The following is a 19,693-nucleotide window of genomic DNA, read 5'->3' on the forward strand; positions in this document are numbered from 1 at the left end:
CTTTACGGACCGCCCAAACTACCCGGCGGCCCCGGGCCGCCTGTCAGGGGAGCATCCAGCCCAGTACGGCCGTGCTCTGGGCCATCACGACGAGGCACATCACCAGCAGCAGGCCGAGGCTCCAGGGCAGGACCTTGCGCAGCAGATCGCCCTCGCGCCCGGCGAGTCCGACGGCCGCGCAGGCGATCGTCAGATTCTGCGGGGAGATCATCTTGCCCAGCACTCCGCCGGAGCTGTTGGCGGCGGCGAGGAGCTCCGGCGAAAGGCCCGACTCCCGTGCGGCGGACACCTGGAGGGCACCGAAGAGGGCGTTGGCCGACGTGTCGGAGCCGGAGACGGCGACGCCGAACCAGCCGAGCACCGGTGAGAGGAAGGCGAGTCCGGCACCCGCCGCGGCGACGGACTGCCCGATGGTGGCGGCCTGCCCGGAGAGGTTCATGACGTAGGCGAGGGCGAGCACGGACGTCACGGTGAGGATCGCGTAGCGCAGTTCGTGCACGGTGGCCGCCCACTCCCGCGCGGCGGTGCCCGCACGTACGCCGAGCACGACGGCGGTGACCAGGCCGGCGAGCAGGACCAGGGTGCCGCCCGTGCCGAGGAGCGGAAGGGAGAACACGTTGGCTCCGACCGGTTCGCCGTCGGGTCCCGCGACATCGAGGAACGGCCAGTCGAAGACGCGGGTGGCCTCGGCGAGCAGCCGCTTGACGGGCGGGATCTGGGCGACGGAGAACACGGCGACGATCAGCGCGTACGGGGCATAGGCGCGCAGGACCTCTCGGCGCGGGTCCTCCTGGTCCAGGTCCTCGCTGCGCGCTCCCGTCAGCACGGCCGTGCGTACGGGTTCGGCGGCGGGCCTGCGGGCGCTCGGGAGGGCGATCAGCGCGCCCGCGCCCACCAGGGCCGCCGCGATGTCGGCGAGCTGGGCGGAGACGTAGTTGGACGCGGCGAACTGCGCGACCGCGAAGGCCACTCCGCAGACGAGGGCGGGCAGCCAGGTCTCCCGCAGCCCCCTCTTGCCGTCTACCAGGAAGACCAGGATCAGCGGGACGACGAGCGCGAGCAGGGGTGTCTGGCGGCCGACGACCGTGGCGACGTCGTCCAGGGGCAGCCCGGTGACCTGGGCGAGCGTCACCACGGGCGTGCCCATGGCTCCGAAGGCCACGGGCGCGGTGTTGGCGACCAGGGAGACGACGGCGGCCTTCACCGGGTCGAATCCGAGTGCGACGAGCATGACCGAGCAGATGGCGACGGGTGCGCCGAAGCCGGCCAGCGCCTCCAGGAGCGCGCCGAAGCAGAAGGCGATGACCAGCGCCTGTATGCGGGGATCGTCGGAGACCCGCCCGAAGGAGCGTCGCAGGATGTCGAAGTGCTGGGTGCGGACGGTCATCCGGTACACCCACAGGGCGTTGACGACGATCCACATGATGGGGAAGAGCCCGAAGAGGACGCCTTGCGCCCCTGCGGACAGGGTCTGCCCGACGGGCATGCCGAAGGCGAGCCATCCGACGAGCACGGCGACGGCGAGACCGATGAGTCCGGCACGGTGGGCCTTCATGCGGACGGCGCCGAGCAGCACCAGAACGGTCACCAGCGGCAAGGAAGCGACAAGAGCGGACAGAGCGAGCGAATCGGCTACGGGTTCGAGTTGCTGGACAAACACACAGACCTCCCCGGATTCCGTGATGCGGAAGCGATCTCTCACGGGTGGAGGAATGGTCGTGTCCGTGACAAGCCACCGTCAATGCTTGGTACCGGAAAACTGCATTCCGGTCGGAGAAGTGACGAGTGGGACCGGTGGGGCAGGTGGTGTACCGAAGACCCGAACCAGGGGGCACGCACACCAGGAACCCGCGGCCGAGGGGTGAGGACCGGAGCGCCGGAGCGAGGGGGACAGAAGCATCTGGCCCACGGCAGCGGAAGGCCCGCGGAGCCGCGGGAGATTCGAGGGAGAAGCGGCCGACGCGCGGGGACACGGGAGACGCGGTCAGAAGCGGCCGACGCGCGGGGACACGGGAGACGCGGTCAGAAGCAGCCGACGCACGGAGACACGGGAGACGCGGTCAGAAGCAGCCGACGCACGGAGACACGGGAGACGCGGTCAGAAGCAGCCGACGCACGGAGACACGGGAGACGCGGTCAGAAGCAGCCGACGCACGGAGACACGGGAGACGCGGTCAGAAGCAGCCGACGCACGGAGACACGAAAGAATCGGGCAGAAGCAGCCGACGCGCGGAGATGCGAAGGACGCGTCAGGAGTCCGGCGAGCGCAGCACCCGGAGATGCCCCCGGCGCGCGACCTCCACCGGGTCCGCCGCTCGTGGTCCCCTGCCGCCCTGCGGCCGGTCCTGGGGCCGGGCCGCCTCACGCACGGCGTTGGCGAGCGCTTCGAGATCGTCACCGCTGGGGCGGGTGGGAGCCGACGGGTCGGAGAGCCGGACGACTTCCCAGCCGCGCGGCGCGGTGAGCCGTTCACCGTGCTCGGCGCAGAGGTCGTAGCAGTGGGGCTCGGCATAGGTGGCGAGCGGGCCGAGGACCGCGGTCGAGTCGGCATAGACGTACGTCAGTGTCGCGACGGCGGGACGGCCGCACGCAGTTCGCGAACAGCGACGTACAGGGCTCACGATGTTGGACGGTACCGCACTCTTGAGCGGGCTGCGACGACTCTCCCTCAGCTCACCCCCTCGTGTCGCCCCGTGAGCCACGCCCGGCAGGGCACCGGCGCGACCGCTCCGACCTGCGCGGCAGCCGGTGCGCGCCGGGTGATTCGCGGTCATCGGGGCAGAACATAAGCGGTCATTCGGCGGACGGTCCGCGATCACAGCAAGGACGGAACCGCTCTTGAGCCTGGCCCGAATGCTCATCCTGAGACATCCGGCGGGCCTGCGGAGAAGCCGTGATCGCCCCGGGCCGAGGAGGGTTACGCTGCGTCGGTGATGGACAGTCCCGTACCGCCCCTCCCGTCCGAGCCACGGCCCCGCCGCCGCGACCGCCATGGCCGCGGTATGCGCGGACCGGTCGCCCCGCCCCAGGTGCCGCTGTCCGTCAGCAGGGCGGAGAGCTTCCGCGATCTCGTCCAGGATTCGGTGGAGCGGCTGGAGCGGCGCTGGCCGCAGCTGGCGGACGTCGACTTCCTGGTCCTCGACGTGCCGGGTTCGCTGGAGGAGACCGTGCCGCTGGGACGCGCCCTGTCCGCCGCGAAGGGGCAGCCCGCGCAGATCGTCGTCTACCGCCGGCCGCTCGAGATCCGCACCAAGAGCCGCGACGAGCGCGCTCTGCTGGTGCACGAGGTCGTGGTGGAGCAGGTCGCGGAGCTGCTCGGCCTCTCCCCCGAGTCGGTCGACCCGCGCTACGGGCAGGACTGAGGCAGCCCCGTCACGGCCTCAGTCGTCCAGGACCGACAGGTCCTGCTCCACGCCGGGCACCTCGACCGTTCCCCCGTCGTCCGGCAGCGTCTGCACCGTGAACATGTCGACCCCGCCCTCAGCCATCGTGAGTGTGCGGGCGACGTGCACCGGGCCGCCGGACTCGGTCTCCACCGTCAGGGCGTAGCCGCCCTTGAGGCCGGCCGGGACCTCGGGCTCGACGTCGACCGTCGTACCGCCCTTGACCGTGTAGGTCTTGACCGTCGCCTCGCCGCCCTTGCTGCCCGCCGACGCCGTGACCTTCACCTTCGCGGTTTCGCCGGGTGCGGTCAGGGAGAGCACGGAGCCCTTCGCCCGGTTGTCGGCGACGCTCGCCCGTTCGCCCACCGGACCGGTCGCCGGAATGAAGGCGACCTCCTGCCCGGCACCCGAACCACGCACCACACGCAGCGCGGCGATCACGGGAGTCGTGCTCCCGTCGGCGGGGGACAGCCGGATCGATCCGGGCTCCCCCCGTGTGACGTCCTTGAGGTCCACGCTCGCCGTCATCTGCGACTTGATGTGCAGGGTGGCGTTCCCTGCTGGTGCCAGTGGCCCGTTCTTGCCCAGGACATGGATCTTGACGTCGGCGTCGGCCTCCCCGGGCGCGAACGCCACCAGGCGTACGGAGGTGGCGTCCGCCGGGATACCGGGCAGGATCTGCGTGGCCGCCGGGTCGGCGGAGGCGGCCAGCCAGTCGCTGCCCACCTTGTCCTCGGCGGCGCCCACGACCGCGCCGACACGCCCCGACCGGGTGGTGACGTGGACGGTCACGTTCTCGGCGGCTTCGCTGGTCAGGGTCGAGATCAGCATCGGGACGCTCGACCTCGCCGGAACGGTGACGCCCTCCCCCACGGCGGATTCGAGGGGGCCTTCTGCGCCGAACAGCTCGATGTCGGCCACGGCGGCGGTGTCGTCGGGGTTGGTCAGGTGGACGTAGTCCTGCCGGGTCTTCCCGGTGCTCGCGCCCGGGAACCAGAAGTCCGTGTCGGGGGCGGTGCAGCTGACACCGAGCAGGCCGCGGGCGCCGCCCGCGGCGGCCGTGGTGGTCTGCTGCGCGGTCCAGCCGGGCGCGAGCCTGCCGGTGGCGGTGCCGACCAGCGCGGGGGCATCAGTCTCGGCGGTATCGGCGGTCGCCGGCTTGCCCGCATCCTTCAGGGAGATGACGGGCTTGCCGTCCGCCGCCTTCCCCTTGTCCGCGTCGCCCTTCTCGTCGCCCTTGTCCGCGTCGTCCTTCTCGTCGCCCTTGTCCGCCGGCGCGTCCTCGTCCGCCGGAAGGGGCAAGGCCGGTTCCAGCTCGGCGGCGCCGGCCTCTCCTCCGCCCTTCCCCGCCGGGGTGAACGACGTGTACGTCGTCTCCGCGACCTCGGACATGCTCGGCGCCGGGCAGAGCAGGCTGGAACGCTCGACCGGAAGCCGGGCGGAGGCCTTCGCCTCCGCCACGTCGTCGTCGCCGGGCACGGTGAGCGCGGCGAAACCGGTGACGGCTGCGAGGGCGACGACGCCCGCGATGAGGGAAATGGGGGTGGACTTCACTCGGACTCGCCTCGCGATGCGTTGCCGTTGCCGTTGCCGTTGCCGGTCGACCACGGGCCCTGGCCCGGGGTCGCGTTCTCGTCGTGCCCGTCATGCCCGTCGTACGGGGCGGCTTCGCCCGCACCCGTGGCGTAGGGCTGCTGCTGGGCGTAGCCGTACGGGTCGTAGGCGCCCTGCTGCTGGTAGGGGTCCTGCTGGTACGGATCGGCCTGGTAGTACTGGCCGGCATCCTGCCCGCCCTGGTACTGGCCGCCGTAGTCGGCGCCCTGGTACTGCTGCGCCTCCCACTCCCCGTAGTTCTGCTGGGGCACCGCCGCGTACGTTCCGGTGCCGTCCTGGTCACCCGGAACCGCCGCGTAGGTTTCGGTACCGTCCTGCCCCTGGGGCACCCCGGCGTAGGTACCGGTGCCGTCCTGGTCACCCGGGACCGGCGCGTACGGGTCGGCACTCTGCTGCGCCGGGATGTACTCCCCCGGCGCCTGGCCCGGATTGCCGGCAGCCGCCTCGGCGTGTCCGGTCGCAGTGCCGTCCTGCGCGATCGCCGTCCCTGCGGCGTCCTCGCCTGCCGCCGCCGCTTCGACCTGGGCGGCAGCGCGCAGCCTGCGGGCCCTGCGCCCCTCCCCGGAGACCGGCTCGGCCGCGACGGCCTCGGTCTCCTCGGGCAGGTCGTCGTCGATCTCCCGGCGGCGGCCAGGCAGAGCCAGCACCACCAGGACGACGACGAGCGCCACCTGTGTCCAGACCCAGGCGGTGTGCGTGACGGGCGCGTCGTACGTCAGGTCGAGCCGGCCGCCCTCGGTGGGCAGCTCGAATCCCTGTGCCCAGCCGTCCACGGTCTTCGGGGTCAGCGCGCGACCGTTCAGCGTGGCCTGCCACCCCGCGTCCGCCGCGTCGGCGATCCTCAGCACCCGGCCGGAATCGCCCTCGGGGATCTTGGCGTGCGCCTCGACGGCCAGCGACCCGACGGGCACGGGTTCGGCACCGGCGCCGGCGGGGACGATCGCGACCCGGGAAACCTGGCGGTCGACCCGCCACAGGGCGCTGCCGTCGAGCTGGCTGAGCCGGCTCAGGCCCGGGGTCGAGTCCAGCACCCGGCTCATCTGGCGGGGCGCGCCGTCCCGTACGAGGACGTAGCGGATCGCGAAGCCGCTGAGCTGGCTGCCCTGGTCCGCGCCGGAGCCCGCGACCAGATTGGCGACGACCTTGTCGAGGCGGGTGTTGCTGCCGCCCGTCTCGGTGAGTTCGGCGTCGCCCAGACGGGCGCCGGAACCGCGGACCAGGCTGTAGGAGACAGCGGCCGGTGACGTGCCGCCGAGCACCAGGGTGCGGGCCTGGTCCTGCGTGCTGCTCTCCTCCGCGACGAAGGCGGGCACCTGCACGGGGTCCCGGCGCTCCAACGGTCCTGCCGCACCGCCGATCATCCAGCCGGCAGCGGCCAGGACCGGGGCGAGCCCGGCGGCCAGGGCGATCAGCGCGGCGACCGGCTGACGCCAGCCGAAGCTCAGCGCGGCGACCCTGATCCGGGCACCGTCCGCACCGAGCAGCGCGGCGGCGAGCAGCGCGATGCCGTAGACGAGCGTGGCGGGCCCCGCCCAGGTGGAGCCGTTGGAGATGCCCGCGAAGACGAGGGAGACGAGTACGACGACCCAGGCGGCGCGGATAGCGAACTGACGCTCCCCGCGCAGCAGGGCGGCCAGCGCGGCCAGGACGATGCCGAGCAGCAGGACACCGCCCGCGGCCTTGGGGCCGCCGGGGCTGATGCCCAGCAGGTCGAGAGCGGACGCCGTGCCCGTGCCGATGTCGAGTCCGGCCTCCTTCAGGAAGCCGGACGGGCTGGTCAGCAGGGACAGCGACCAGGGCGCGAGGACCAGGATCGGAGTGCCGGCGGTGGCCAGGAAACGCAGCCCGTAGGCGGTGATGTCACTCCGGCGCAGCACCAGCACCCCGATGCCGAGGACCACCGCGAGCGGCCAGACGACCGGGGTGAAGGCCGTGGTGACGGTGAGCAGCAGGGTGTACGCCCAGGTGGCGCGCCAGCTGCCGCGTGCGGTGGACCCGTCGCCCCGCAGCCCGTGCGCGGCGACGGCCGCGCGGGCGATCAGCGGAAGCAGGACGGCCAGGACGGCTGTGCCCAGGCGCCCGGTGGCCAGCGCGCCGGTGGCGGCGGGCAGGAAGGCGTAGGCGACGCTCGCCCAGGCCCGCAGCAGCCGGGACTCGAGCAGCGGCCGGGAGGCGAAGTACGCGGTGAGTCCGGCGAGCGGGACCGAGCAGACGAGCAGGAGGGTGAGCGCGAAGCCCGTGGAGCCGAGGAACAGTGCCGAGAGCGCGGCGAGCACGCCGAGGTACGGCGGCGCGGACTGGGTTCCGCCGGTACCGACGGGGTGCCATCCGTCCGCGTAGCGCCCCCAGAGGTCGGACACGTCGGCGGGTGCGGCCAGCAGTGCGCCGCCCGCGAGGGCGCCGCTGCCGAGGAGCCCCCGGCAGGCCACCAGCGAGACGACGAGGAGGAGCGCGAAGAGCACGGGGCCGGGCTTGCGGCCGACCTTCTTGAGCCGCGCGAACTGTTCGATCTCCAGGAAGTCGGCGTCGTCACCGCCGGGCCCCGACTCGACCGCTCCGTGCCTTGAGCCCCCGGAGTCGGAGTCGGTACGGCTGCCGAAGTTGCCCGCGACCTGTTCGACGGTCGCCCGGACCGTGGCACCGGGCGGCGGGAACAGCGACCGCAGATCGGCCGCGTCCACCGTCGCTCTGCCCCGCGCGCGGCGGGCGGCGATGATCCGTCCGGGGCGCAACAGGGTGCCGAGGAGCCCGGCGACCTCGTCGAGCGCCTGCCCGGGGACCTTGCCGACGAGGTAGGCGATGGTGCGCAGCAGGGTACCGACGACGAGGCGGATCAGGGCCCACGGCAGCTGCTTGCCGCGGGCGTTGACGAGCATCGTGTAGACGGCGCCCGCCTTGTCGACACGGTGGGGGCTGGCGACGGAACGCCCGGCGCAGTCGATGGGGCGGCGTTCCCTGGCGGAGGCCTCGGCATGCCGCAGGACTGCGTCGGGGGCGACGAGTACCCGGTGACCGGCCATGTGCGCGCGCCAGCAGAGGTCTACGTCGTCGCGCATCAGCGGGAGTCTGCGGTCGAAGCCGCCGAGTTCCTCCCAGACGTCGCGGCGCACCAGCATGCCCGCGGAGGAGACGGAGAGCACCGTGCGGACCTGGTCGTGCTGCCCCTGGTCCTGCTCGCGACGGTCCAGTCCGGTCCAGCGGCGGCCGCTGTTGGCGATGGAGACGCCGACCTCGAGGAGTTGCTTGCGGTCGTACCAGCCGCGCAGCTTGGGACCGACGATCGCGGCGTGCTTGTCGTTGTCGACGACCCGGAGCATCTCTGCGAGCGCGTCCGGTTCGGGAGCGCTGTCGTCGTGCAGCAGCCAGAGCCACTGGACAGGCTCACCGTGCGGAAGCTCCGGCAGTTCGTAGGCGTCGTCGCGCCAGCTGCGGGTGACCGGATCCCAGCCGCTGGGCCGCTTCAGGTAGGGCAGATCCTCGGGGGTGAGGGTTCCGGCCGAGCGCATCGCCTCCTCCACGGCGGTGCCGAAGCTCGTGCGCCGTGCCAGATGGAGGACGCGCTCGTCGCCGAGCGCCTCGGTGACCAGGCGGGCGGAGTCGTCGGCGCTGCCGGTGTCGGCGGCGACGACGTTCTGTACCGGGCGCTCCTGCCCGAGCAGTCCGTCGAGCACGTGGGGCAGCCAGCGTGCGCCGTCGTGGGAGACGAGCACGGCGGTGACGACGTGCCGGGGGAACTCAGGGGCGGCGGCGGCCGCGTTCGGCGCCGCCGGGTGGCTGTGCACGGACATCGGGGTTCGGGCCCTCCGGCCGGGTCCGGAGGGGGTCCCCCCGGGGGCTGCATCGGTGTACACGCGCGCCGCGGCGGGGCGTTGGCGCGTCTCTCGGACGGGGCCCCACACTAACGGTACGGATGCGTGCCCCGCCCCGGACGGTTGACCGGCGGGAAGAGGAGGCGACCGGACATGCCGGAGATGGCCGGACATGCCGATGGCCTGTGGGCCGCACCCTGTGCGCAGGGTGCGGCCCACAGGCCATCGCGGTACCGGCTAGGGCGAGCCGCGTCAGATGGCCGCCTTCTTCAGGCGTCGCCGCTCGCGCTCGGAGAGGCCGCCCCAGATCCCGAAGCGCTCGTCGTTGTTGAGGGCGTACTCAAGGCATTCGGAACGGACTTCGCAGGCGAGACAGACCTTCTTGGCCTCGCGGGTGGAGCCGCCCTTTTCAGGAAAGAAGGACTCGGGGTCGGTCTGGGCGCACAGCGCGCGCTCCTGCCAGCCGAGCTCTTCGTCCGCGTCCTCGACCAGCAGTTGCTGGAACAGCTCGGTCATGTGCGCCCCTCGTCTGTCTCTTGCGTCCCCGTGATGCGGCCGTTACCGATGCGACCGAACGACACGAGTGAAATTACAAGTGTGTAGCTTCGGGCCAGTCAAGCGAAGATCTGCTATTGGCCTCGGGATTCACTCTGCGGAACCAAGCCTATGCGCAAAGTGTTCAAATCACCAAAAACCTGACATATGCCATCGGCGTCACCCGGCATCACTTCTCACCGAGTGAGACGAGCGGGGCTGTCCCGATGTTTCGATTTGATCACCGAAGCGACCAAGATCACAGTAGGGTCACGGGCCGTCAGTCGCGTTTACGGACAAGGTTGATGCGCCACCTTGCCGCTCAGACAGCTGCCAAAACCTTTCTCCATCACCTGCAACCGGATGGGGTGAAACATTGCCGCCAAATCGGGCATTGAGTTGACAGAACGCACATCGGGCCGGTCTCCTTGACAACATGCCAGCGACCGCAGCGATGTACACGACCCACGTCCGTGGGTTCCGTACCGCTGTCCAGGCCCGCTGTTGCTGTTCCAGCTGTCACAGCTGTTGAAGCCTTGGCGCTCCAGCTCTGATCCAGCCCTCTCCACCGCATTCCGGTCTTCGCGACACCCCCACGTACGCGCATCCACATGCCGAGGAACCACCGCACCCATGAACAGCGACAGCGACCTTTCGATCGCCGGCGACATCCTCGAGGTCCAGCACCTCCTGCAGCCGGCCAGCCCTCACCCCTCCACCGTGGCCGGGTTCGCCGGACTCGCCCGCTCCATCGCCGCCGACCGTGCCCGGTGGGCCCCGCTCGTCCGGTACGACACCTCCACCCGGTGGTACCACCGGCTGCAGACCGGACCGGGTTATGAGGTCTGGCTGCTCAGCTGGGTCCCCGGCCAGGGGAGCGGGCTCCACGACCACGGCCTCTCCTCCGGCGTACTCACGGTCCTGGAAGGCGAGTTGACCGAGCACACGGCGCGCGGAGCGCAGTCCCTGGGCTCCGGCGCGCAGCGGGTCTTCGCTCCGGGGTACGTCCACGAGGTCGCCAACGACTCGCTGGAACCCTCCGTCAGCCTGCACGTCTACTTCCCGGGCCTGACCGACATGCCGATGCATTCGGCTCGGTGCGCCCCGGCCGCCGAGGACGTCGTCCCGGCCTGACGGCCCACGACTCCGTACGCCCGCCACCGCCCCCACAACGATCAGGCTCCGCCTGACAGCCCCACCCGTCGCCCGCCACCACCCCCACAACGATCAGGCTCCGCCTGACAGACTGTTGTGCATGCGCATTGTGGTTCTGGCCGGCGGTATCGGTGGTGCTCGTTTCCTGCGTGGCCTCAAACAGGCCGCGCCCGACGCGGACATCACGGTGATCGGCAACACCGGCGACGACATCCATCTGTTCGGGCTGAAGGTCTGCCCCGACCTCGACACCGTGATGTACACCCTCGGTGGCGGCATCAACGAGGAGCAGGGCTGGGGACGTACCGACGAGAGCTTCCGGGTCAAGGACGAGCTCGCGGCGTACGGCGTGGGCCCCGAGTGGTTCGGCCTCGGCGACCGTGACTTCGCGACCCACATCGTCCGTACGCAGATGCTCGGCGCGGGCTATCCGCTGAGCGCGGTCACCGAGGCGCTCTGCGCGCGGTGGAAGCCCGGGGTCCGGCTGATCCCGATGTCCGACGACCGCGTCGAGACGCATGTGGCGGTGGACATCGACGGCGAGAGCAAGGCCGTCCACTTCCAGGAGTACTGGGTGAAGCTGCGCGCCTCCGTACCCGCCCAGGCCGTCGTCCCGGTGGGCGCGGAGCAGGCCAAGCCGGCGCCGGGTGTCCTGGAGGCCATCGCCGAGTCCGACGTCATCGTCTTCCCGCCGTCCAACCCCGTCGTCTCCGTGGGCACCATCCTCGCCGTGCCCGGTATCCGGGAGGCCATCGCCGAGGCCGGAGTGCCCGTGGTCGGGCTCTCCCCCATCGTCGGCGACGCGCCCGTGCGGGGCATGGCCGACAAGGTGCTGGCCGCGGTGGGCGTCGAGTCCACCGCCGCGGCGGTCGCACAGCACTACGGTTCGGGACTGCTCGACGGCTGGCTCGTCGACAGCGTGGACGCCGGAGTGGTCGACGAGGTCGAGGCGGCGGGGATCCGCTGTCGTGCCGTCCCGCTGATGATGACCGACGTGGACGCCACCGCCGAGATGGCCCGCCAGGCCCTGGCGCTGGCCGAGGAGGTACGGGCATGAGCGGCGGACCGGCCGACGGGGCTCCCTCGTACCGGGTGTGGGCCCTGCCCGGGATGCCGGAGGTGCGCGAGGGCGACGACCTCGCGAAGCTGATCGCCGCCACGGAGCCGGGGCTGGTGGACGGTGACGTCCTGCTGGTCACCTCGAAGATCGTCTCCAAGGCCGAGGGCCGCATCGTCGAGGCGACGGACCGGGAGGCGGCGATCGACGCCGAGACCGTCCGGGTGGTCGCCAGGCGCGGGACGCTCAGGATCGTGGAGAACCGGCAGGGCCTCGTCATGGCCGCCGCCGGGGTCGACGCCTCGAACACCCCGGCCGGGACGGTCCTGCTGCTGCCCGAGGACCCGGACGCGTCTGCCCGGACGATCCGGGACGGGCTGCGGGACACCCTCGGCGTCGAGGTCGGAGTCGTCGTCACGGACACCTTCGGCCGCCCCTGGCGCAACGGCCTGACGGACGTGGCGATCGGAGCGGCCGGGGTCAGGGTCCTCGACGACCTCCGGGGCGGCACCGACGGGTACGGCAATCCGCTGAGCGCCACGGTCGTGGCCACGGCGGACGAGCTGGCCTCGGCCGGCGACCTGGTGAAGGGCAAGGCGGCCGGACTGCCCGTCGCCGTGGTGCGCGGGCTCCCGCATGTGGTGGCGGGACCCGGCCCGGCCGACGAGGGCGCCCGCGCGATGGTGCGGGTCGCGGCCGACGACATGTTCCGGCTGGGTACGTCCGAGGCGGTGCGGGAAGCGCTGAATCTCCGGCGCACCGTGCGGGAGTTCACCGACGAGCCGGTCGACCCCGGGGCCGTACGGCGTGCGGTGGCGGCGGCCGTGACCGCTCCCGCACCCCACCACACCACGCCGTGGCGGTTCGTCCTGCTGGAGTCGGCGGACGCGCGGACCCGGCTGCTGGACGCCATGCGCGACGCGTGGATCGCGGATCTGCGCCGGGACGGGCGCAGCGAGGAGTCGGTGGCCAAGCGGGTGCGGCGGGGCGACGTCCTGCGCAACGCGCCGTACCTGGCGGTGCCGTGCCTCGTGATGGACGGATCGCACACCTACGGCGACGAGCGCCGGGACGCCGCGGAGCGCGAGATGTTCGTGGTCGCGGCCGGAGCGGGCGTGCAGAACTTCCTGGTGGCGCTCGCGGGTGAGCGGCTCGGCTCGGCGTGGGTGTCCTCGACGATGTTCTGCCGGTCCGTGGTGCGTGAGGTGCTGGACCTGCCGGACTCCTGGGATCCGCTGGGCGCGGTCGCCGTGGGCCACCCGAAGGCGGCACCGCCGGCGCGGGCGGCCAGGGACGCCGGGGCGTTCATCACCGTGCGCTGAGCCGTGAGCTGAGCCCTGCGGTGCGCCGAGGTCCTGCGGTGCGCCGTGCGCAGAACCGTACGGTGCGGTGCGCCGAGGTCCACGGGCTACAGCCGGGCGATGTCGCGCGGCGTCATCTTCGGTGCGCGGCGGGCCGGGGTGTGGCCCGAGAGCATGATCAGGCGGGTCGCCCGGTGGCGCTGGCCCGCGTAGGGGGCGAGGAGCTCCAGCATCTCCTCGTCGTCGGCGTTCCTGTTGCCCGCGAGCGCGTGGCCGACGATGCCGGGCAGGTGGAGGTCTCCGACCGTCACCGCGTCGGCCGCACCGTTCGACCGCTGCAGGGTCTCCGCCGCGGTCCACGGGCCGATGCCCGGGATCAGCTGAAGCCTCGCCATGGCCTCGGGGAGTTCCATGGCGGCGGCCTCCTCGATGCGCCGGGCCACCCGGACCGCGCGCAGGATGGTGGCGGATCGTTTGGCGTCCACGCCCGCGCGGTGCCACTCCCACGACGGGACGAGCGACCAGGTCCTGGCGTCCGGCATGACGTACAGGCCGTGTGTGCCGAACGCCGCGTCGGCGGGGCCGGGAGCGGGGGTGCCGTAGGTGCGCAGCAGCAGCCGCCACGCGCGGTAGGCCTCGTCGGTGGTGACCTTCTGTTCCAGGATCGACGGGATCAGGGACTCCATGACCAGGCCGGTGCGCAGCAGACGCAGTCCGGGCCGGCGGTGCTGGGTCAGGGCGACCAGCCGGTGGCGCGGGCGGAAGGTGTCGGGGGTGTCGCCCGCGCCGAGCAGCGCGGGCAGCCCGTCGAGCAGCCACTGTGCGCCGGGCCCCCAGGCGGTCGCCGAGATCCCGCCGTCGTGGGACGCGGAGACGCGCAGGGTGCCGGGGCCGGCCGGCGTGCGGGTCGCGCGCCAGAAGGTGCCGTCGGGCAGCGCCCGGTAGGTGGGGTCCGCCGGGCCGCGCCGCAGCGGACTCAGGACCAGCCGCAGGTCGAGCGGCCCCGGCGGGGTCCAGGTCCGGGTCTGTGGCGGCGCGGACGCGGAGCCGGCACCGGAGCCCGGCTCCTGACGGGGCACGGCGGTGGTGCGGGGTACGAAGCGTCCTGCCACGGGTGAGTCCTCGGTCGTCGGGGGTGCCTATCGAGGGTAAGGCCGACGCGCACCGTTCTCCGGTCGGCGAGGGCCGTTCACCTGTCGGAGGAGCCGTTCGCAGGGCCGAGGACGCGTCCACCGGCGCCAGGAGCAGTCCACCTGCCCGGCAGCCCGTCCAAGGTGCGAGGAGCCTCCACCTGCCCGGCAGCCCGTCCACCGGCCCGAGGAGCCGCTCACTGGTCGGACGAGAAGCGGACCGAGGCGTCCGGGAGGACCGCGCCGCACCAGACGCGGATACCGTCGCGCAGTTCGTTGTCGGCGCCGACCTGGGCTCCGTCGCCGATCACCGCGCCCGTGAGGACGGAACGGCTGCCGACGCGGGCACCGGCTCCGATCAGCGAGTCGGTGATCACTGCGCCCGGCTCGATCACGGCGCCGTCCAGCACGGTGGAACCCGCGATCCTGGCGCCCTCGCCGATCAGCGCGCCCTCGCCGACGACCGTGCCGCCGGTGAGTTTGGCGTCGGAGGCCACGGAGGCGGTGGGCAGGACCAGCCGGTCACCGCAGCGGCCCGGGACCGCGGGGGACGGAGCGCGGCCCAGGACCAGGTCGGCCGAGCCGCGTACGAAGGCCTGCGGGGTGCCGAGGTCCAGCCAGTACGTGGAGTCCACCATGCCCTGGAGGTGGGCGCCCGAGGCCAGCAGGCCGGGGAAGGTCTCGCGTTCCACGGAGACCGGCCTGCCGGCCGGGATGGTGTCGATGACCGACCGCCGGAAGACGTACGCCCCCGCGTTGATCTGGTCGGTGACTATCTCCTCGGGTGTCTGCGGCTTCTCCAGGAAGGCCGTCACCCTGCCCGTGGCGTCCGTCGGTACGAGACCGAAGGCGCGCGGGTCCTCGACCCGGGTGAGGTGCAGGGACACGTCCGCCCCCGAGGTGGCGTGCGCCGCGACCAGGGCCCGGATGTCGAGGCCGGTGAGGATGTCCCCGTTGAACACGATGACGGGTTCGTCCGGGCCCGAGGCCAGCCGCGACGCCACGTTCCGGATGGCTCCCCCGGTACCGAGGGGTTCGTCCTCCGTGACGTACTCGATGGAGAGGCCGAGCGACGAACCGTCACCGAAGTACGGTTCGAATACCTCCGCCAGGTAGGACGTCGCGAGCACGATGTGCTCCACCCCGGCCGCCCTGGCACGCGCCAGCTGGTGCGTGAGGAACGGCACCCCCGCCGCCGGAACCATCGGCTTCGGGGTGTGCACCGTGAGCGGACGCAGCCGGGTGCCCTTGCCACCGACCAGGAGGATCGCTTCTCTTGCCTCTGTCACAGCACCGTCTCTGCTTCCTGCTGGGGCCGGGCCTCGTTTCGGCTGGCCAGTGTATGCAGACCGGTCGGAGCCCTCCCGGTCAGCGGCCCTGCAGCTTCGCCGAACTGGTCCGGGCGGTGCCGAGCTTCTTGTAGAGACGGATTCCGGGGCATTCGGTTGCGAACCCGTCGCGGTGGCCGGAGATGACGTGGAGTTTGGCCTTCGCACCCTTCTTGTACTTGCCGCTGCCTCCGGAGACGAGCGTGATCTTCCCCTTGGGGTTGCGGCCGAACAGACCCAGCTTCCAGGCGGTGAGCTTGGCGACGGCCGTGACAGCGGCGGCGGGCGGGTTCTTCGAGCTGTACGTCCCGAGTACCGCGATGCCCATGCTGTTCGTGTTGAAACCGAGGGTGTGGGCTCCGAGGACCGCCTTCGACACGCCCCCGGCCCGTCCTTCGTAGATCTTTCCGCACTTGTCGACGGCGAAGTTGTAGCCGAAGTCCCGCCAGCCGCTGCTCTTGACGTGGTAGCGGTAGATACTGCGCAGGACGGACGGCGCCTGGGCGCAGGTGTAGTTGTTGCCGGTGGCGCTGTGATGGACGAAGGCGGCCTTGACCGTCGAGGTGTAGGCGAAGTTGCGCTCGCGCAGGCTCTCGTCGGCACCCCAGCCCTTGCGGGTGACGATGCCCGGGCGCGGTCCGACGAACGGCTTGGCGCCCGCTCCGACGACGGCCTGCTCCTCCGACTCGGCCTTGCTCAGGGCGGTGATCTCGGTGGCCCCGAGCGGGGCGAGGTCGGCGTTGACAGCGGAGCTCTCGGCCGCGGCCAGGGTGAGGCCGGCGGACTCCGGGAGCGCGCCCGGCTGGGCGGCGGCGGGCGTCGCGGTGGCGGGCGTCGCGGTGCCCGCCGCCGGGGTGCCGACGGTGACGGCACCCGGGGTGCCGGGGGCCGGGGTGCCTTCGGCGCGTGGCTGCTCCGGGTCGTCGCCGGGGTCGACGAGTTCCACCCGGAGCCCGGCGGGCAGGGGCGCGGCGACGGCGCCGCTCCGCGGTCCGGCGTTCTCGGAGCGCACGCGCACCTCGACGCCGTCCGAGTCGCCGACCCAGAGGGGTGCGGTGGAGCCGCGCACGGTGCCCGACTCGCGTTCGGGGCTTCCCGAGTCGGCGGCGTGGTCGGCGTTGTGGGTCTCCAGGGACTGCCAGCCGGACCACCTGTCGGTACCGGTCGCACGGGTGCGGACCTGGACGGTGCCGTGCAGTTCGGCGTCGGCGTCGTCCCAGACCACGCCGACGAGCGAGAAGCGGTGCGAGTCGCGGCGGAGCAGCCCCCGCGCGGTCTCGGGGGGCAGGGACTCGGTGGGTTCACCGGTGGTTCTCGGGGCCGCGTCGGTGAGCGGCCGCAAGGACAGTGACTGGGTCGAGCCGGCGGGTTCGACGGGAGCTGCCGCGGGCGCCTGTGCGACCGGGGTCCGGGTGGGGGCGGCGGGTGCGGGCGCGGCGAGCGGAAGGGTGAGTGCCGTCGCGCAGGTGACGCCGATGGAGGTTGCAAGAAGTGCACGCATACAGGAAATCCTTGACAGAGTCCGGCATTCCCGGCTACTGGAGTAAAGCCGCCTCCAGTTGACGCACCGTCTGCCGAACCGGTGTACGAGGCACCTGTCACGCCCTGTCGCTCCGGCACCCGGCGCGTACCCTTGCGCGGATGAACGCCAGTGATCGCACCCCCGCCGACCTGCTGCGATCCGCGCTCGCCGCGGACCCTGCCCGTCCACTCGTCACCTTCTACGACGACGCAACCGGAGAGCGCGTCGAACTGTCGGTGGCCACCTTCGCCAATTGGGTGGCCAAGACCGCCAATCTGCTCCAGGGCGACCTGGCCGCCGAGCCGGGCGACCGGCTGGCTCTGCTGCTCCCCGCTCACTGGCAGTCGGCCGTCTGGCTGCTGGCCTGCTCGTCGGTGGGGGTCGTCGCCGAGGTGCAGGGCGACCCGGCGTCCGCCGATCTGACCGTCAGCGGACCGGACACGCTCGACCTGGCCCGCGCCTGCCGGGGCGAGCGGGTGGCGCTCGCCCTGCGCCCGATGGGCGGCCGCTTCCCGCAGGCCCCCGAGGGTTTCGCGGACTACGCCGTGGAGGTGCCGGGCCAGGGCGACCGCTTCGCCCCGTACGCCCCGGTGGACCCGGCGGCCCCCGCTCTGACCGTCGGCGGCGTCGGCCTGACGGCGGACCAGCTGGTCGCACGGGCCCGTGAGGACGCGGCGGAGATGGGACTCGTCCCGGGTTCCAGGCTGCTGACGGGCCGTACGTACGACACCTGGGAGGGGTTGTCCGCCGGGCTCTTCGCGCCGCTGGCCGCAGGGAGTTCCGTCGTCCTGTGCCGTCACCTGGACCGGCTGGACGAGGACGGACTGGCCAAACGTGTCGAAAGTGAACGGATCACCTTCACCGCGGTATGACAAGCGCTCCGAAGGCCACCCGTCCGGCCCACGGCGGGCCGAGCCCCCGGGACTGGGCACCGGCGGCGGTACATGATCGGGCGGTAGGAAGCACCACCGGGAACGCCGCCCGAATGCACAACCAAGCGTGAGGTTCAGCCGTCTACTCCTGCGACCGGCGGCCCATCGCGCCGCCGAACGTGAAGGATGGACGCAGACGTGAGCGACAGCCCCGGTACCCCGGCCGAACCGGACCGCCCGGACCACTCGGCCGGGGGCGGGCCGGCGGACGAGCCGCAGGACACGCCCGGGGCGGCCCCGCAGGACGGCACCACCGGCGAGGCCCCCCGGGCGTCCACAGCCGGCGACGGCGGACCGGCCACGGACGGCAGCGACGGCGACGGCGGGGCCGGGACCTGGGACGCGCGGCCCGAGCGCGGGCAGGTGGACGGCAGGCGTCACTGGCTCCGCTGGACCGCTCTCGGCGCCTCGTTCGTCGTCCTGGTCGCCGCCGGGGCGGGCTGGTGGCTGTACAAGAAGCTCGACGGCAACATCACGACCGACACGAGCGCCGCCGCCGAGCTCAAGGCGTACGAGAAGGAGCGCCCGCTGCCGGTCGCGAGGGACGCGCAGAACATCCTCCTCATCGGCTCCGACACCCGCTCCGGGGACAACAGCGAGTACGGACGTGACGACGGCGGCAGTCAGCGTTCGGACACCACGATCCTGCTGCACCTCGCGGCCGACCGCGGGAGCGCGACGGCGGTCTCGATCCCGCGCGACCTGATGGCCGAGATCCCCAGCTGCCACACGGACGGCGGCAAGGAGACGAGGAAGCAGTTCGCGCAGTTCAACTCGGCCTTCGAGCTCGGCGGAACGGCCTGCACGATCCGAACGGTCGAGAAGATGACGGGCATTCGCGTCGACCACCACATGGTCATCGACTTCAACGGCTTCAAGGACATGGTCGACGCCGTCGACGGTGTCGAGGTGTGTCTCAAGGAACCGGTCGACGACACCGACGCCCGTCTCAAGCTCCCCGCGGGCCGCCAGAAGCTCGACGGCGAGGAGGCCCTGGGATACGTGCGGGCCCGTAAGTCGATCGGCGACGGCAGCGACACCGAGCGCATGGACCGTCAGCAGAAGTTCCTGGGCGCGCTGGTCAACAAGATGCAGAGCAACGGTGTGCTGCTCAACCCGACGCGGCTCTACCCGGTGCTGGACGCGGCGACCAAGTCGCTCACCACGGACCCGGACCTCGACTCGTTGAGGGACCTGTACGACCTGGTCCGGGGGATGCGGAACGTGCCGACGGAGAAGGTGCAGTTCCTGACCGTGCCCCGGACGTCCTACCACGCCGATCCGAATCGTGACGAGCTCGTTCAGCCCGACGCGGACCGGCTGTTCACGCAGCTGCGTAAGGACGAATCGGTCACCGTGGTCCCCGCCGAGACGAACAATTCCGAGGATTCACAGGCGGATCACAGCTCCGGGAATGACCCGACGGCCCAAAAGCCCGACGACAACGGCGACAGTCCGACCCCCGCCCCCACCTATTCGGGGTCGAATGCGGCGGACGACCTGTGCGGTTCGTAAAACAATTCCCGGGCCATGGGCGACGATCGGAGCGGAATAGCCGGAATGCCCGGTTGTAAGGGGCGTGCAGTGTGTCACGCGCATCCCCCGTGGCCGATTCCGCCCGATAGTGTGACGCGATCCGGTGCACGCGGCCAACAGGCCGCGCACGCCCGGAGCGGACAACCGAGCGCCCTGGGGAGGCGCTTCGTCTGGCACCGACGGAGGACTCAGGCAACCGTGGACGCGCAGAGCCGTGAACGGGCGGACGAAATCGGTCCGGTCCTCGACTCGCGGACCTGCCATCACGAATTGCGACCGTACGACTCCGGAAAAGAGTCGCCCGGCTTTTCCCGTGCACCGGACCGGCCCGGTGGCCGGGCCGCTTTCCCGGCGCCGCGCCGCGAGGTACCGGCTCGTCGGATCCGCGGACC

14 protein-coding genes are annotated in these 19,693 nt (G+C 72.0%); 6 read left to right on the plus strand and 8 right to left on the minus strand.

The features are described 5' to 3' along the window. Window positions 1–43: 43 nt before the first annotated feature. On the minus strand, window positions 44–1,660 hold the full coding sequence (locus HED23_RS30990; protein WP_203186634.1) for an L-lactate permease: 1,617 nt from the start codon (window positions 1,658–1,660) through the stop codon (window positions 44–46). 589 nt (window positions 1,661–2,249) lie between these two features. Beyond that, a complete protein-coding gene (locus HED23_RS30995; protein ID WP_238442178.1) occupies window positions 2,250–2,621 on the minus strand; it encodes a DUF3499 domain-containing protein in 372 nt (123 codons plus the stop codon). 312 nt (window positions 2,622–2,933) lie between these two features. Here HED23_RS30995 and HED23_RS31000 point away from each other — a divergent pair, with 312 nt between their 5' ends. Continuing rightward, entirely contained in the window at window positions 2,934–3,362 is a 429-nt protein-coding gene (locus HED23_RS31000) for a metallopeptidase family protein (protein WP_203187706.1), read from the plus strand. Window positions 3,363–3,380: 18 nt separating this feature from the next. On the opposite strand, the gene HED23_RS31005 is transcribed toward HED23_RS31000, so the two are convergent. The 3 genes from HED23_RS31005 to HED23_RS31015 form a co-directional block, all read right to left on the minus strand. Continuing rightward, the gene (locus tag HED23_RS31005) at window positions 3,381–4,937 is read right to left on the minus strand and encodes a DUF5719 family protein (RefSeq protein WP_203186635.1); all 1,557 of its coding nucleotides are present in this window, start codon (window positions 4,935–4,937) and stop codon (window positions 3,381–3,383) included. Continuing rightward, window positions 4,934–8,785 carry a glycosyltransferase family 2 protein gene (locus HED23_RS31010; protein WP_203186636.1) on the minus strand — a complete coding sequence of 1,284 codons (3,852 nt, stop codon included), beginning with the start codon at window positions 8,783–8,785 and terminating at the stop codon, window positions 4,934–4,936. The genes HED23_RS31005 and HED23_RS31010 overlap by 4 nt, the downstream gene beginning before the upstream one ends. 273 nt (window positions 8,786–9,058) lie before the next feature. After that, the gene (locus HED23_RS31015; protein ID WP_031093859.1) at window positions 9,059–9,322 is read right to left on the minus strand and encodes a WhiB family transcriptional regulator; all 264 of its coding nucleotides are present in this window, start codon (window positions 9,320–9,322) and stop codon (window positions 9,059–9,061) included. Between the two features lie 651 nt (window positions 9,323–9,973). On the opposite strand from HED23_RS31015, the gene HED23_RS31020 reads away from it, so the two are divergent. The 3 genes from HED23_RS31020 to HED23_RS31030 all read left to right on the plus strand — a co-directional run bounded on the left by HED23_RS31020 (window position 9,974) and on the right by HED23_RS31030 (window position 12,874). After that, window positions 9,974–10,474 carry a cysteine dioxygenase gene (locus HED23_RS31020; RefSeq protein ID WP_203186637.1) on the plus strand — a complete coding sequence of 167 codons (501 nt, stop codon included), beginning with the start codon at window positions 9,974–9,976 and terminating at the stop codon, window positions 10,472–10,474. A 121-nt stretch (window positions 10,475–10,595) separates the two neighbouring features. Beyond that, entirely contained in the window at window positions 10,596–11,552 is a 957-nt protein-coding gene (gene cofD, locus HED23_RS31025) for a 2-phospho-L-lactate transferase (RefSeq protein WP_203186638.1), read from the plus strand. Beyond that, window positions 11,549–12,874 carry a coenzyme F420-0:L-glutamate ligase gene (locus HED23_RS31030; RefSeq protein ID WP_203186639.1) on the plus strand — a complete coding sequence of 442 codons (1,326 nt, stop codon included), beginning with the start codon at window positions 11,549–11,551 and terminating at the stop codon, window positions 12,872–12,874. The genes cofD and HED23_RS31030 overlap by 4 nt, the downstream gene beginning before the upstream one ends. 86 nt (window positions 12,875–12,960) lie before the next feature. Here HED23_RS31030 and HED23_RS31035 read toward each other — a convergent pair whose 3' ends face one another. The 3 genes from HED23_RS31035 to HED23_RS31045 form a co-directional block, all read right to left on the minus strand. Continuing rightward, window positions 12,961–13,965: a DNA-3-methyladenine glycosylase family protein gene (locus HED23_RS31035; RefSeq protein ID WP_203186640.1), complete on the minus strand. Its 1,005-nt coding sequence runs from the start codon at window positions 13,963–13,965 to the stop codon at window positions 12,961–12,963. Between the two features lie 215 nt (window positions 13,966–14,180). Further along, window positions 14,181–15,272 carry a sugar phosphate nucleotidyltransferase gene (locus HED23_RS31040; RefSeq protein ID WP_203186641.1) on the minus strand — a complete coding sequence of 364 codons (1,092 nt, stop codon included), beginning with the start codon at window positions 15,270–15,272 and terminating at the stop codon, window positions 14,181–14,183. Window positions 15,273–15,351: 79 nt separating this feature from the next. Then, on the minus strand, window positions 15,352–16,812 hold the full coding sequence (locus HED23_RS31045; protein WP_203186642.1) for a peptidoglycan recognition protein: 1,461 nt from the start codon (window positions 16,810–16,812) through the stop codon (window positions 15,352–15,354). A 140-nt stretch (window positions 16,813–16,952) separates the two neighbouring features. Between HED23_RS31045 and HED23_RS31050 the strand changes: the two genes are divergently transcribed. Together HED23_RS31050 and HED23_RS31055 are read left to right on the plus strand one after the other, a co-directional pair. Further along, window positions 16,953–17,705, plus strand: coding sequence for a TIGR03089 family protein (locus tag HED23_RS31050; protein WP_203186643.1), 753 nt, complete (start codon window positions 16,953–16,955; stop codon window positions 17,703–17,705). Between the two features lie 186 nt (window positions 17,706–17,891). Continuing rightward, a complete protein-coding gene (locus tag HED23_RS31055; protein WP_203186644.1) occupies window positions 17,892–19,280 on the plus strand; it encodes an LCP family protein in 1,389 nt (462 codons plus the stop codon). Window positions 19,281–19,693: the final 413 nt, after the last annotated feature.

The sequence above is a fragment of the Streptomyces pratensis genome (genome assembly GCF_016804005.1).
Taxonomy (GTDB): domain Bacteria; phylum Actinomycetota; class Actinomycetes; order Streptomycetales; family Streptomycetaceae; genus Streptomyces; species Streptomyces pratensis_A.

Excerpts from the sequence above, each read along its gene's own strand:
- cofD (WP_203186638.1), top strand. The coding sequence starts at position 10,596 with ATGCGCATTGTGGTTCTGGCCGGCGGTATCGGTGGTGCTCGTTTCCTG.
- HED23_RS31020 (WP_203186637.1), top strand. The coding sequence starts at position 9,974 with ATGAACAGCGACAGCGACCTTTCGATCGCCGGCGACATCCTCGAGGTC.
- HED23_RS31050 (WP_203186643.1), top strand. The coding sequence starts at position 16,953 with ATGAACGCCAGTGATCGCACCCCCGCCGACCTGCTGCGATCCGCGCTC.
- HED23_RS31030 (WP_203186639.1), top strand. The coding sequence starts at position 11,549 with ATGAGCGGCGGACCGGCCGACGGGGCTCCCTCGTACCGGGTGTGGGCC.
- HED23_RS31055 (WP_203186644.1), top strand. The coding sequence starts at position 17,892 with ATGGACGCAGACGTGAGCGACAGCCCCGGTACCCCGGCCGAACCGGAC.
- HED23_RS31000 (WP_203187706.1), top strand. The coding sequence starts at position 2,934 with ATGGACAGTCCCGTACCGCCCCTCCCGTCCGAGCCACGGCCCCGCCGC.
- HED23_RS31015 (WP_031093859.1), bottom strand. The coding sequence starts at position 9,322 with ATGACCGAGCTGTTCCAGCAACTGCTGGTCGAGGACGCGGACGAAGAG.
- HED23_RS31010 (WP_203186636.1), bottom strand. The coding sequence starts at position 8,785 with ATGTCCGTGCACAGCCACCCGGCGGCGCCGAACGCGGCCGCCGCCGCC.
- HED23_RS31045 (WP_203186642.1), bottom strand. The coding sequence starts at position 16,812 with ATGCGTGCACTTCTTGCAACCTCCATCGGCGTCACCTGCGCGACGGCA.